Source organism: Mesorhizobium sp. B4-1-3, from assembly GCF_006439355.1.
Taxonomy (GTDB): domain Bacteria; phylum Pseudomonadota; class Alphaproteobacteria; order Rhizobiales; family Rhizobiaceae; genus Mesorhizobium.
Window position 1 is genome coordinate 17,042 of sequence record NZ_VFTG01000019.1, and the last position, 12,485, is coordinate 29,526.

Consider the following 12,485-nt stretch of genomic DNA (forward strand, 5'->3'; position numbering starts at 1 on the left):
TGGCGCTTTGAGCACGCCTAGCAGCTTCATCTCGCGCAAGGCGGAAACCCGCCGCCGCGCTCAGAGCGCGTGGGAACATACCGCCCCCCGAAAGGTTGGACACCAAAAGCCGAGTTCCACCATGAATCCTTCCACCACAGACCATGTCGAAATCCGCAAATACAACCATCCGACCGGCGGCTGGGGTTCGCTGAAGTCCTTGATCCGCAAGGCACGCGGCGAAGGCTTGCTGATGTCCGGTATCTGGAGCACGCTGCTCAAGCAGAACAAGGCAGATGGCTATATGTGCGTCTCCTGTTCGTGGGCGAAGCCCGCCGAGCCACGGCCGTTCGAATTCTGCGAGAACGGCGCCAAGGCGACGATCTGGGACCAGACGAAACGGCGCTGCGGCCCGAATTTTTTCGCCGCACACTCCGTCAACGAGTTGCTCGACTGGCCCGATCACGATCTTGAAAAGCAGGGCCGGCTGATCGAGCCGATGCGCTACAACGAGGTCACCGACAAATATGAGCCGGTCTCGTGGGAGGCTGCATTCCGCGACATCGGCGATGAGCTCCGCAAGCTCGATCCGAAATCGGTCGTGTTCTACACCTCGGGCCGCGCCTCGCTCGAGGCATCGTTCATGTATCAGCTCTTCGCGCGCATCTACGGCTCGGGCAACCTGCCGGACTCGTCCAACATGTGTCACGAGTCGACTTCGGTCGGCCTGCCCGAATCCATCGGCTCGCCGGTGGGCACCGTGCAACTGGAGGATTTCAGCCATTGCGACCTGATGTTCTTCTTCGGCCACAACACCGGCGTCAGCGCGCCACGGCTGCTTCACCCGATCGAGGAAGCGCGCCAGCGCGGCATACCCGTCATCACCTTCAATCCGCTGCCGGAGCGCGGGCTTAAGCGCTTCAAGAATCCGCAGAACCCGGTTGAAATGCTTTCGCCAGGCCCCGGCACGAGGATGTCCAGCGACTTCTTCCAGATCCGTGGTGGCGGCGACATTGCGGCAATGACCGGCATTGCGAAAGCCGTTCTGGCGCTCGACGACGCGGCGAAGCAGGCCGGCGCGCCGCGTGTTCTCGATACGGCTTTCATCGAAGAACACACGCATGGCTTCGATGCGTTCGAGGCCTATCTGCGGCGCACCTCCTGGGAAAAGATCGAAGCGCGCTCAGGCATCACGCGCGCCGATCTCGAGCATGTGGCCGGAATCTACAGCAGGGCCTCGGCGGTCATCGGCAATTACGGCATGGGTCTGACACAGCACCGGCACGGGACCGAAAACGTCCACATGCTTTGCAACCTGCTCCTGATGCGCGGCAACGTCGGCAAACCGGGCGCAGGTGTCTCGCCGCTTCGCGGCCACTCCAACGTACAGGGCCAACGGACCGTCGGCATCTCCGAAAAGCCGGAACTTGTCCCGCTCGACAAGTTTGCCGAATTCTACAAGTTCGAGCCGCCGCGCGAGAAGGGCCGCGATACCGTCGAGACATGCGAAGGCGTGATCGACGGTTCGGTCAAGGCATTCATCGGTCTGGGCGGCAATTTCGTTCGGGCCGTTCCGGAAACCGGACTTGTCGAAGAGGCCTGGCGGCACCTCAGATTGCATGTCCAGATCGCCACGAAGCTGAACCGCAGTCACCTGATACCGGGAGCCGTCACCTATTTGCTGCCCTGTCTTTCACGGATCGAGAAGGATTTGCAGGCTACCGGCGAGCAGCATATCTCAATGGAGGATTCGACCGCCTGCATCCATGGTTCCTTCGGCTATCGCCCGCCAGCGGGGCCCAAGCTGCTCTCCGAGCCAAAGATCGTCGCCGAGCTTGCCAAGGCTACGGTGCCTGGAAAGAGCTCGATCCCATGGGACGAGTGGGTCGCAGACTATTCGCGCGTGAGGGACGAGATCGAACGTTGCTTCCCCGACCATTTCAAGGACTTCAACAAACGCTTCCTGGTGCCGGGGGGTTTTCATCGCGACATCAAGGCCTCCAAGCGTGTGTGGCAGACACCGAACAAAAAGGCCAACTTCAAGCCGCCGACGATGCTCGAGACGGATCCCGATATCAACACATCGCAATCGGACGTGCTGACGCTGATCACGGTTCGCTCCAACGATCAGTTCAACACCACCATCTACGGCTACCGTGATCGCCTTCGCGGCATCGACGGGACACGGATGGTGGTGCTCATGAACGAGCACGACATCGAACGGCTGGGACTCCATGAAGGGGAAATGATCGATCTGGAGTCCGCGGCAGCCGACGGTGTCGAGCGCCGTGTGCTTGGCCTGCGGGTGACGCGCTACTCAATCCCGCCCGGAGATTGTGCAGGCTACTACCCTGAGCTCAATCCCCTCATCCCGCTTTGGCACCACGCCGAGAAAGCCCATGTACCGGCGGCGAAATCGGTTCCGGTTCGGGTGGTCATACCTGGATGACGCTCGCCGACGAAATCCGTGTGGCTGAAAGACATGTCCGCGTCGGGGAGCGGCATATCCGCCGTCAACGCGGGATCATCTCCGATCTGGAAGCGAAGGGTTTTCCGGCCGGCGAGGCCATTCACTTCCTGGACTTGCTGGAGAAAAACCAACGGGTGCATCTCGAACACCGCGACAGGCTTCGCCGCCTGTCACAGCCCGTCGATTGAGATGTCCAGCCGACCATTGGCCGAGAACGTGTTCGTGTTCGGCACCTTGAAAAGAGGCTTTCCGCTCCACGACGAAGGCCTGTCGCGCGCGCGATTTATCGGCCCGTGCCGGACCAAACAGCGATATCCGATGCTGATCGCAGGGCCACGCTTCGCCCCGATGATGTTCAATGAGCCCGGGAGCGGCCTTCATGTCAGCGGCGAGCTTTATACCGTGGATGAATGGGTTCTGGCGAAGCTCGATAGCATGGAGTCAATCGGCAAGCCCGGGAACTTTCGCATTCTGATCGAGATCGATCCTGTCGCGGGCGAGCCAAGCATTCTGGTACATGTCTACATGAAGTCTCGCAGCCTTGCTGATCCGATCCATTCCGGACTGCTCGACCGCTATGAGGACCGGCGTTTCACCCGGGAGGACCCGGCAAAGCCGGCCCGCGATGTTGTCCGTGACACAAGAATGCAGGCCGGGCCTAACCTGGGTGAGGGCACAAAGGCCAGATCCACGTCGCCCCGTGATTGACGGCACCGCCTGGCCGCAACCGGACTCCAGCGCGCGACATCCATGCGATCAGGGCATGTTGTCGGTGTTGCGGGACGGAAAGCCGCCACGCGTGGCGCGCCAGGCCTTCGTTGCGGCAGACACCCTCGCGTTGCGCTCATGAACCTGCTTCGCAAAGTCTCGCATGGTAGGCGCGCCCCTGTCGCCGTCCCTCCAAAGCCGCTGTCGATCTCAAGCAGCCATCCAAAACGCCACAGGCTGCTTATTGCGTTTAAGCATCTCCCAGCGCCTTGGAAATGGCGCCGACGATTCGCCGGAGTTGCACCGGCTTCTGCAGCCGCTCGATGTCGTCGAACCGGCCGGGGATCACCTCCTGATCGTAGCCGGTGATGAAAACGAACGGGATACCGATATCCTTGAGGGAATCGGCTAGGCTGAATGACGGCCCGGATCCGAGATTGATATCGAGCAGAGCCGCATGGGGACGCCGTTCTTCGAGTTCGGCCCTTGCAGCCCGATCGGAGGGACATGGCCCGATGACCTCGGCGCCGGCGCAGCGCAACGCGCGCGCCGCCTCGAGGGCGATGTAATATTCGTCCTCCACGACCAGCACAGTGCGGCCGCCGAGATCAGATCCTGCCATCATAGCCAGTGCTCCTCCAAACACCGCGTCACCCTCAGGAGCGCTTTTGCTGCCCCTGGGCGGACCGCGAAATTGACGCGGCGGATGACTCCCTTTGTCATCTTTCCGCAATCCAGCCTCCCGCTCCAATGCTGGCATGACGACATTTCAGTGGAGCGGAAAGGAATATGGCTCAGCGTCGCGAAATCTCAATGGCGGCGCATCTTCAGACGCCACTTGCGTCTGCAACGCCTGCCTGAAGGCCTCGACGGAGATCGTTTGTTCTTCTTATTGCTCAGCTGAGCGTCTTGCGGGTGATCCAAGGCGCCATTTCAACCAGGATTCGCCGGCGTCGCTGAAGATATCTGCGCTCGGCGAAGGTCCCCGACGATAACGCAAGTTAAAGCGACTCTTTCCGGTTCGGATAAATTTCAGCCCTGGCTTAACAAAACGGTGGCAACTAAAGAGAGCCGGAGGGCCCGCCTAACTCTACCCCTAGGCGAGGCGGGCCCTTTCTGCCGATCGGCCCCTTGCCGCGCCGAAGCTTCCAAAGAATTTGCGGCTTCCTCTCATGGGTTAATGCGTGGCCGCGAGGCCGAGCGCAATTATCAACTCCAAGACAACAAAGCGCGGCTAAGGGAGGTTGCGGCGTGATCAAGTATCATCCTGTGCGGCTCAACGAACTCATCGAACATTACATGGAAACGCGCTCCTCGCACCGCTCGCCGGTGTCGGTGGCCGCGGCCGCTCGTGCCATCTTGACGGTTATGCCGGATTGCTCGGTGGAGAGCCCGCAATTGAGCAACATGATCGCGCGATCGGCCGTAAAGCACGGCCATGCCGTGAGCTTCGACTTGATGAGCATCTGACCCGGCGACGAACGCTCAGCGTCGGAAGGTGCCGGCAATGGCTGGCGTGTCATTTCCGATATGTGACGCGCCAGTTCCGTGGGATCGTAAGCTTTCACACCTGCGACTTTCGCGCCGTAGGCGGTGCGAAAGTCGGTTGCAGCCGCGGTCGCAGCAATTCGTCCGTGGCGGCAAAGTCGATGGTTGCGGTGAGGTCCAGATTGAGGATGGCGGCGTCGACGCGATCCCGACCGACAATCCATCGCTTCATCGCTGGTCGCGACAGGGCCGATGATAGCCAGACCGAGCGCAGCGAGCGCTTTGGTGATATTCTGTGGCAGAAACACTCCTCTTCCATTTCGAGGACACGAGCACCGGCGACCTTCTTGTCCGTGGGTCGGCCTCCCTTGAGGGGGGTGGCGGCCATGCTCGACATTAACATAGGTAAGGTCGTTGCCGGATCATTCTGTGTATCACGGGACAAGAGGATAAGGATGAGGCGACCTCTGATCCGCAAGCTCGAGAAATTCGCGCGGCTTTCGCACGCCGACAAGGAGATGCTGGTCAAAATCGCGGCGCAACGCGTTCGGCGTTTCTCCGCCCGAGAAGACATTATCCACGAAGGCGAGAAGCCTGAATTCATCAATTTGATCAACGAGGGCTGGGCTTGCCGCTATAAGACCCTCGAAGACGGGCGCAGGCAGATCATTGCGTTTTTCCTCCCCGGCGATCTATGCGATCTCAACGTCTTCATCCTCCAGGAGATGGACCACTCGATCGGTGCCATCACGCCAGTCGTCATTTCGGAAATTTCGCGCGCGGCCTTCGACGAGATGACGATCGGGCACTCGCGCATCGCTCAGGCACTGTGGTGGGAATCGCTCGTCGCGGCTGCCATCCAGCGCGAGTGGACGGTCAACCTCGGCCAGCGCGATGCGCTCGAGCGGATGGCGCATCTGTTATGCGAGTTGTTCATCCGGCTGGAGGCTGCCGGCTGCACAAGCAATAGCAGTTGCGAATTTCCGTTGACGCAGACGGAGTTGGGCGAGACGCTGGGCATGTCGACGGTCCACGTCAATCGTACGCTGCAGGAGTTGCGCGCTTCGAACCTCATTGTGCTGAAGGACAGGACGCTCACCATTCCCAATCTCCAGGCATTGCAGGATGTCGCGCTTTTCAATCCCAACTATCTGCATCTCGATCGCGAAGGCAGGCATCTCGATGCTAATGAGGAGTGATGTCCAAGGGCCCACCCAACAAGCCGCTTGAACGCGGTCTGGCCGATGTCAAGGCGGCCATGCGCGAGCATGCGCGTGCGGAGGCTCGACTGCGTCAGAGCGAGGAGAACCTGCAGGATTTCGGAGAGGCCGCCTCGGACGTATTATGGATCCGCAACGCCGAGACGCTGCAGTGGGAATACCTCACGCCCGCCTTCGATGCCATTTACGGGATGAGCCGTGAACAGGCCTTGGCCGGCGACAACTTCGCCACTTGGATGGATCTTATCGTACCCGAAGATCGCGAGCATGTGCTGGGCCAGATCGAGCGCATTCGCGAGGGCGAAAGCGTTACCTTCGAATACCGCATATGCCGGCCGGCCGACAACGAGATACGCTGGCTGCGCGATGCCGATTTTCCGATGCGCGATGAAGCGGGAAAAGTCGCGCATATCGGTGGCGTCGGCCAGGACATCACGCGTCAGCGGGAAGCCGAGGAACGGCAGCGGGCGCGCTTCGCTGAATTGCAGCATCATGTGCGCAACACGCTGGCCGTGATCCGTTCTATCGTTCGGCGTACGATGGAAAAGAGCCAATCGCTGGACGAGGCGGCGGCTCATCTGGAGGGTCGCATCAACGCTTTCGCCCGCGTGCAGGCAGCCATTACGCGTCGCCCGTCCATCGGCATCAATCTGGCGTCGATCGTCGCGGAAGAATTGCGCGCCGCAGGTGGCCGGGAAGGCGAAAACCTGACGATCAAAGGCCCGCCCGTAGCCCTGGCGCCGAAGGCCGCCGAGACAATGGGGCTCGCCGTTCACGAGTTGGCGACGAATGCGCTGAAGTACGGAGCGCTTTCAAGTCGCGCGGGCTGCATCGACATCGAATGGCAGCTGGAAGACGACACGCTCCGCTTCGCATGGACCGAAAACAGTCCTCATGATTTCAGGCCCGCTGAGCGGCGCGGTTTCGGTCTGGAGGTGCTGGAGCACACCTTGCCTTACGAGCTCGGAGCGACGGTGGACTTGCGGATCGCTCCGAGCGGTCTTAATTTCATGGCTGCCATACCGCTTGAGGCCATCGGCAGCCAGTAGCATCGCGGACTATCGGCGGCTGGATTGCCGCTATAACGCAATTCCGAAAGGAAAGCGGCTCGCATTTTCCTGGAATGCTCCAGGCGTGGCGATATCCCTCAGCCGGTTCCCAAGAAGCGAGCCTCGTCCTCGTCCCTCTGGCGGCCACCAAGCACTCCGGCGACGGCCGCGATGAAGGCGCCGATCACGAGAGACAAAGCCCCGACCAGCGCGGTCGTGGCGCTTGCCTTGCGAGCCTTATCGGCAGCCGCCTTGGCCTTGTTCTTGGCATCCTCGACCCGCGCCAAGACGTCGTCGACCCGCTTCTGCGCATCAGCTTGTGGAAGACCCGTACGCGACGCTACCAGGCGGGCCAGATAAGCCTTGTCGTCCGCGCTCATTTCCCCGTTCGCGGCGCTGACCGCTAGTATTCGTGACGCTTGGGCCGCGGTGTCCGCGTTGTTCTGGGGCGCGCCACTTGCGGGAGGCGCCGCAACGGCCGCGTTGTCGGCCGGCCGGAACAGCGAATCGACGAAGTATCCGGCCATCTCATTGGCGGATGGCGACTGCGCCGACGCGGCCTGCGAAGCTGCGCCGGTGGCGGCGCCGCTCAACAAGCCGGTCGTGGCCTGGGCGCCCGCGCCGACAATCCCAGATATCGCCGAACCAAGGACGGTCGCCACCAGCAAGGTAGCCAGGGCCCAGGCGAGGAAGCCATGCGCGGTATCACGGAAGTACACCTCGTCGGTGTGGACGTTGACCCATTTGGTACGGAGCCGCCCGGCAATATAGCCGCCCAGCGCGGATGAGAGCCATTGCACGATGACGAGCCAGATCGCGGTCGAGACCGCAAATGTAGTCAGGGACGCGCTGCCCCAGGGCGACATCATGGTCAAGCCAAGCCCGGAGCCGACGAGCATCAGGATGACTGTAAGGGTGGCTGCCGCAAAAGCGCCGGCCACAATGGGACCCCAACTGACCGCGGAGCTCGACGTTTCAATCGCGGCCGGTTCATCGACCGCGGAAAAGGCATTGGTCATCGTCGGGCTCCTAACGGGCGAAAAGCATCAAAAGGATAATGATCGGGATCGGAACACCGAGCAACCAGAGCAGAATACCTCGTCCCATTTCTTCCTCCTGCAAATAATATCCAGATGCCTGTATGTAATTCCCGGATTCGGCTTTCGTTCCACCAACGAGCAGAGCCCGCCCGTATAGGGTGAACGGGCGGGCCTCGATCGGACGCTTGCGGCCCGAGACGGCGCATCGGGACGCGGTGTGCGCCGTCGCCGACCGAACTGAGGTTGCAGTGAGATGTTCCCGCAGAATTCAACGAGCGATCCCGGTCAAAATGCCGGTGTCGACATCTCGGATGCGGTCAATGCCAGCTTTCGAGGATTGCCTCCACCGGCGCAACCTCGACGTGATGGGAGTACCGCTTGGTGAAGAGTTTCAGGATGTTTTCGTAGGCCTCGTCGGAGGTGCTGCAAATGGCGTCCTCCGCCAGGATCGTTCGATAGCCGAGATCGATGGAACCGAGCAGCGTCGCCAGAACGCACATGTCGGCTTCGCCGCCGCTGACGATGACCTCCTCGACGCCTTCCGATTGAAGCACGCGAGCCAGTTCGCCGCTCAGCCAAGGTGAATAGATCGGCTTATCGAACAGACGCGCCGGCGGGATATAGATGGCAAGCTCGGGCAGCAGTTCGACCATCTCCTTGCCGGCCCTTGCGATCGTCATGTCGGCCCAATGCTCATAGTACTGCTTCCACTGGCCGTGGCCCTCGCCCGGATTCAGCGCGGGAATGAACCGGGTGAAGATCGTGGCTTCGGGTCGCTTGCGCACCAGCCTGTGAACTTGTGGCAGGATTATCGGCAACCATTCGACCGCCCAAGGCCCCGGCGGCGCGAACATCTGCTGCATGTCTACGCAAATATGGACGGCTTTCGCCGAGATCGGTGAGAGCGCTGCCAAGGTATTTTGCCATTAAACCGCGGCGCGTCCGATATCGCGAGAAGCAGTTCGCGCGTCGAAATCCCGCGACAGGGTGGACTCTTTGATGCGGCGGGCCAAGGCGCGCATTGCCCGTGCGATCGGATACATCTTGTTGCGCTCGAATTCCATCGCCTGTGCCTCGGCCATGGCCGCGCACCGTTCCCGCTCGGCGATTTCGGGTGAGAGATTTTCGGCAGTAAATTCCATTGTGAATGTCCCGGTCACTTGTCTGCCGCTAACTCGATCGGGAGCTATCCGTTCCATCTGGCCGGGCATCTGCCGCGCTTTTCTAAAGGAGAGCTTGCGGCGGCGGGGGCTCTTGCCCGGCGCAACTACAAATGATGTTTCCGCTTCCCATGCGAGAAAAATTTTATGTGGAACAAGTCGCCCGGCATGAAGTTGGTTGCCATCAACACTCACCAGGAGGGCGCATTATGCCGGCAAGAAAATCAGACTCGAAAAAAGGTCTCAACGAACTGTTCCACGACACGCTCAAGGACATCTATTTCGCCGAGAAGAAGATCCTGACCACACTGCCCAAGATGGCCAGGGCAGCTCAGGACGAGGCATTGAAAGCAGCGTTCGAAAAGCACCGCGACCAAACCGAGGAACATGTTGCGCGCCTGGAGGAAGTCTTCGACGTCATCGACAAGAAACCCGCGGGCAAGACTTGCGCGGCGATCATGGGGATCACCGAGGAAGGCGCCGAGATCATGGAAGAATATAAGGGTTCGCCATCGCTTGACGCTGGTCTGCTGGCGGCCGCCCAGGCAGTGGAGCACTATGAGATCTCGCGCTACGGCACGCTGAAGACCTGGGCGCAGGAACTCGGCCTGACCGAAGCAGTCACCTTGCTGGACAAGACGCTCAACGAGGAGAAAGAGACGGACGCCGCGCTCACCGAGCTTGCCGAAGGAGCGGTCAACGTGGCGGCGGAGGCTGCCTGATCTTGTGAAAGCCTCACGCGTCTCGGGTCGAATGGCTTTCTTCTCGCTGAAGACATGGCGACACTCGCCGCCGCACTTGTCCGTGCATTCCGGTTCGGGGTGAAGGGCCGAACTCATCGACGAATTCACCGACTCCTCTCCTACCGATTGATGGCCCTTCGCCTCGGCCAATCGATCAGGAACCCACCAGGCCACACCCTGGCGGGTTTCATTTTGCCCAACGGGAACCGCCAAAAGCCTGTCCGGGAACAAAAGGCCCGCAATGGCGGTTCGGTCGCACCCAGGAGCAAAGGAGCCATTAACCATGAGCAAGCCGATGTTGCTTATTCCATTGGCCGCCGCCGCGTTGATGCTTGGCCATCCGGCCTGGGCGGCCGACGACGCGCAGACCTTCGTCGACAAGGCTGCCATCGGCGGGATGTTCGAAGTGGATTCGAGCAAGATCGCGCAGGAAAACGCGAAGGATCAGCAGATCAAGGATTTCGCCAAGCGGATGATTGCCGATCACGGCGCGGCGAACGCCAAGCTGCAGAAGATCGCCGGCGAGGAGAAATTGCGGGTACCGACGCAAACCGACGCCGCGCACAAGAGCGATCTGGAACGATTGCAGAGCACCACCGCGTCGCTGGACCAGCCATATGTCGAGATGCAGCGAAGCGCGCATGCGGATGCGGTCGGTCTGTTCGAGGCATACGCCAAGGATGGAGACAATCCCGCCCTCAAATCTTTCGCGGCGGAGACGCTGCCGACGCTGAAGATGCATCGGGACATGATCGAGAAGATCGCCGGCGCCAGCGCGGGCATGCCCGCGGTCAAATCCGCATCGACGCCCAAGCCACCCGCTCCTGTGCCCGGCGCGAACAGCTTCACCGAAGCGCAGGCGAAGAAGCGCATCCAGGATGCCGGCTACGCTGACGTCTCGGCGCTCGCCAAGGACGAACAGGGCATCTGGCGCGGCCAGGCGACGAAGGACGGCAAGGGCACCCCCGTTGCGCTCGACTATCAGGGCAACGTCTTTGCCGGCCAACAGTAGACAGGAGAACCGACATGCAAACGATCACCGCTCTGTTCGACGACTACGACGACGCCGCTGACGCCGTGGGCGCGCTGGAGTCCACCGGCGTCCCGCCATCCGACATCAGCATCATGGCCAACAACGCCCGTGGCTGGCACCGAAACACGCAATCCTCGGCCTCCGAAGACGCCGCAAGCGGTGCCGGCATCGGCGCGGTCGTGGGTGGCGCCGGCGGTCTGGCAACGGGCCTGGGCGCCATGGCAATACCGGGCGTCGGGCCGGTGGTCGCGGCCGGCTGGCTGGCGGCGACAGCCGCGGGCGCCGTCGCCGGAGCGGTTGTGGGCGGCGCCGCTGGCGGCATCATCGGCAGCCTGACGGATGCCGGCGTGCCGGAGGAAGACGCGCATGTCTATGCCGAAGGCGTCCGCCGCGGCGGCACGCTGGTGACGGCCCGCGTCGAGGACGACCTCGCCTCGGAAGCCCAGGAAGTTCTCCGCAGTTCCGCGTCAGTCAACATCCCCGACCGCCGCAGTGAATACCAGGCGGGCGGATGGGCAGCCTTCGACCCGGCTGCCGGAGATTATTCGGCTGAGGATGTCGAGCGCGAGGCCGCGCGACGGCGGGAAGCATGAGCGTCGGCAGCGCCTGCGGTGCAACAGCAAAGTCCGTCGGGAGTTCGACATGAGACGGGTGCTTTTGCCGCTGCTACTGCTGTTGGTTGTCATGGCGCTTTGTTACTGGGCCTTCATTGAGGTCGACAGCGGCTCGTCTTCGGCGCCATGGAAACGCACACCCGAACAAAACCAGGGCGGGAATGCACCGCAGGACACCTCGCCAGCTGCCGGCATTACGAAGAACCCTCGGGACGCCAGCAAGATGCCAGGCGCTCAGTAACAGGCGACGTCCTGACTTCCCGGATCCTACTCGCGCGGGACGAATTTGTTGAAGCGGCTGGTGATGCCCTCAGCGGTCATATCCTGGTGGACGAACGCCAAGTTGTTGTCCTCCAGGACTTTGAAGAAATCTTCCCATTCGATCGGCCTAAGATCTTCATCGCTCGCGCCGAAATCGACCCGCAGCGTCGCGGCCTTCCCCGGCGCCGCGACGACGGCAGGCCTGCCCTCGCGCGCCTCGATCCACGCTCGGATCACTTCGTGATTTGAGGTGGTCATAGCCTCGCTCATTGCGGCCTCCTATTGACGGTTCCTCTCTCTCGAAAGAAACCCGGAATACATCCCGCTTGTTCCCGTTGTGCCGGTTTCGGGAGGCTCGCCGTAATGGAATCTCCGGATACGAAGAAGGCCCGCTGCCTGCATGCTGCAACGGGCCTTGGGCCTTGATGGGACCCTGGATCGCTGGAGGGAGGGCGATCTTCTCCCAAACCGGCAGGCGCTCCAAATGTTCCGGCAAAATTCCTGCGCTGCTAACGGGGTCGGATGAACACCTCAGAGTTTTGACGGCGCCCTCTCGCCCACAGCCGCAGCTTGCGGCATGCCTCGACGAACGAGCGCGCGGAACCGCCGCCTGTGAGCTCGAGGAGTCCCTCGTCCGAATCGGCTGGAGTTCCAAGCGCCGTCGTCTACACCTCGACCTCGCCTTCGGCCATCTGATGCAATTCGCCGCCATTGCCGCGG

General features: G+C 61.5%; 14 protein-coding genes. 8 read left to right on the top strand and 6 right to left on the bottom strand.

The window, feature by feature from the left end:
• The first annotated feature begins 121 nt into the window (after positions 1–121).
• From FJW06_RS21335 to FJW06_RS21345, 3 genes are read left to right on the top strand one after another with little or no spacing between them, the layout of a single operon-like run.
• Positions 122–2,428: an FdhF/YdeP family oxidoreductase gene (locus FJW06_RS21335; protein ID WP_140754179.1), complete on the top strand. Its 2,307-nt coding sequence runs from the start codon at positions 122–124 to the stop codon at positions 2,426–2,428.
• Complete coding sequence (locus tag FJW06_RS21340; protein WP_140754181.1) at positions 2,425–2,637, top strand: hypothetical protein; 213 nt, start codon at positions 2,425–2,427, stop codon at positions 2,635–2,637. The genes FJW06_RS21335 and FJW06_RS21340 overlap by 4 nt, the downstream gene beginning before the upstream one ends.
• A gap of 16 nt (positions 2,638–2,653) precedes the next feature.
• Positions 2,654–3,157 carry a gamma-glutamylcyclotransferase family protein gene (locus tag FJW06_RS21345; protein WP_246674763.1) on the top strand — a complete coding sequence of 168 codons (504 nt, stop codon included), beginning with the start codon at positions 2,654–2,656 and terminating at the stop codon, positions 3,155–3,157.
• 250 nt (positions 3,158–3,407) lie between these two features.
• Here the strand turns inward: FJW06_RS21345 and FJW06_RS21350 are convergent, their stop codons facing one another.
• Positions 3,408–3,782 (bottom strand): hypothetical protein, encoded by a 375-nt coding sequence (locus FJW06_RS21350; RefSeq protein WP_210238985.1) that lies wholly within the window; start codon positions 3,780–3,782, stop codon positions 3,408–3,410.
• A gap of 670 nt (positions 3,783–4,452) precedes the next feature.
• Complete coding sequence (locus FJW06_RS30380) at positions 4,453–4,953, bottom strand: hypothetical protein (RefSeq protein ID WP_210238986.1); 501 nt, start codon at positions 4,951–4,953, stop codon at positions 4,453–4,455.
• Positions 4,954–5,100: 147 nt separating this feature from the next.
• Between FJW06_RS30380 and FJW06_RS21365 the strand changes: the two genes are divergently transcribed.
• Positions 5,101–5,844: a Crp/Fnr family transcriptional regulator gene (locus tag FJW06_RS21365; RefSeq protein ID WP_140754358.1), complete on the top strand. Its 744-nt coding sequence runs from the start codon at positions 5,101–5,103 to the stop codon at positions 5,842–5,844.
• On the top strand, positions 5,844–6,914 hold the full coding sequence (locus FJW06_RS21370) for an HWE histidine kinase domain-containing protein (RefSeq protein WP_140754189.1): 1,071 nt from the start codon (positions 5,844–5,846) through the stop codon (positions 6,912–6,914). The genes FJW06_RS21365 and FJW06_RS21370 overlap by 1 nt, the downstream gene beginning before the upstream one ends.
• A 98-nt stretch (positions 6,915–7,012) precedes the next feature.
• On the opposite strand, the gene FJW06_RS21375 is transcribed toward FJW06_RS21370, so the two are convergent.
• From FJW06_RS21375 to FJW06_RS21385, 3 genes are all read right to left on the bottom strand, one after another.
• Positions 7,013–7,933, bottom strand: a complete 921-nt coding sequence (locus FJW06_RS21375) for a hypothetical protein (RefSeq protein ID WP_140754191.1) — start codon at positions 7,931–7,933, stop codon at positions 7,013–7,015.
• 338 nt (positions 7,934–8,271) lie between these two features.
• Positions 8,272–8,868: an isochorismatase family cysteine hydrolase gene (locus FJW06_RS21380; protein ID WP_246674764.1), complete on the bottom strand. Its 597-nt coding sequence runs from the start codon at positions 8,866–8,868 to the stop codon at positions 8,272–8,274.
• A gap of 12 nt (positions 8,869–8,880) precedes the next feature.
• A complete protein-coding gene (locus FJW06_RS21385; protein ID WP_140754193.1) occupies positions 8,881–9,096 on the bottom strand; it encodes a hypothetical protein in 216 nt (71 codons plus the stop codon).
• A gap of 227 nt (positions 9,097–9,323) precedes the next feature.
• Here FJW06_RS21385 and FJW06_RS21390 point away from each other — a divergent pair, with 227 nt between their 5' ends.
• The 3 genes from FJW06_RS21390 (at position 9,324) to FJW06_RS21400 (ending at position 11,483) form a co-directional block, all read left to right on the top strand.
• A complete protein-coding gene (locus FJW06_RS21390) occupies positions 9,324–9,836 on the top strand; it encodes a ferritin-like domain-containing protein (RefSeq protein ID WP_140754362.1) in 513 nt (170 codons plus the stop codon).
• 304 nt (positions 9,837–10,140) lie between these two features.
• On the top strand, positions 10,141–10,869 hold the full coding sequence (locus FJW06_RS21395) for a DUF4142 domain-containing protein (protein ID WP_140754195.1): 729 nt from the start codon (positions 10,141–10,143) through the stop codon (positions 10,867–10,869).
• A 14-nt stretch (positions 10,870–10,883) separates the two neighbouring features.
• A complete protein-coding gene (locus FJW06_RS21400) occupies positions 10,884–11,483 on the top strand; it encodes a hypothetical protein (protein ID WP_140754197.1) in 600 nt (199 codons plus the stop codon).
• A gap of 288 nt (positions 11,484–11,771) precedes the next feature.
• On the opposite strand, the gene FJW06_RS21405 is transcribed toward FJW06_RS21400, so the two are convergent.
• Complete coding sequence (locus FJW06_RS21405) at positions 11,772–12,035, bottom strand: hypothetical protein (protein ID WP_140754199.1); 264 nt, start codon at positions 12,033–12,035, stop codon at positions 11,772–11,774.
• Positions 12,036–12,485 lie beyond the last annotated feature (450 nt).

Coding starts and splice junctions, on each gene's coding strand:
- FJW06_RS21335 (WP_140754179.1), top strand. CDS start 122: ATGAATCCTTCCACCACAGACCATGTCGAAATCCGCAAATACAACCAT.
- FJW06_RS21340 (WP_140754181.1), top strand. CDS start 2,425: ATGACGCTCGCCGACGAAATCCGTGTGGCTGAAAGACATGTCCGCGTC.
- FJW06_RS21350 (WP_210238985.1), bottom strand. CDS start 3,782: ATGATGGCAGGATCTGATCTCGGCGGCCGCACTGTGCTGGTCGTGGAG.
- FJW06_RS21365 (WP_140754358.1), top strand. CDS start 5,101: ATGAGGCGACCTCTGATCCGCAAGCTCGAGAAATTCGCGCGGCTTTCG.
- FJW06_RS21370 (WP_140754189.1), top strand. CDS start 5,844: ATGTCCAAGGGCCCACCCAACAAGCCGCTTGAACGCGGTCTGGCCGAT.
- FJW06_RS21375 (WP_140754191.1), bottom strand. CDS start 7,933: ATGACCAATGCCTTTTCCGCGGTCGATGAACCGGCCGCGATTGAAACG.
- FJW06_RS21385 (WP_140754193.1), bottom strand. CDS start 9,096: ATGGAATTTACTGCCGAAAATCTCTCACCCGAAATCGCCGAGCGGGAA.
- FJW06_RS21390 (WP_140754362.1), top strand. CDS start 9,324: ATGCCGGCAAGAAAATCAGACTCGAAAAAAGGTCTCAACGAACTGTTC.
- FJW06_RS21395 (WP_140754195.1), top strand. CDS start 10,141: ATGAGCAAGCCGATGTTGCTTATTCCATTGGCCGCCGCCGCGTTGATG.
- FJW06_RS21400 (WP_140754197.1), top strand. CDS start 10,884: ATGCAAACGATCACCGCTCTGTTCGACGACTACGACGACGCCGCTGAC.
- FJW06_RS21405 (WP_140754199.1), bottom strand. CDS start 12,035: ATGAGCGAGGCTATGACCACCTCAAATCACGAAGTGATCCGAGCGTGG.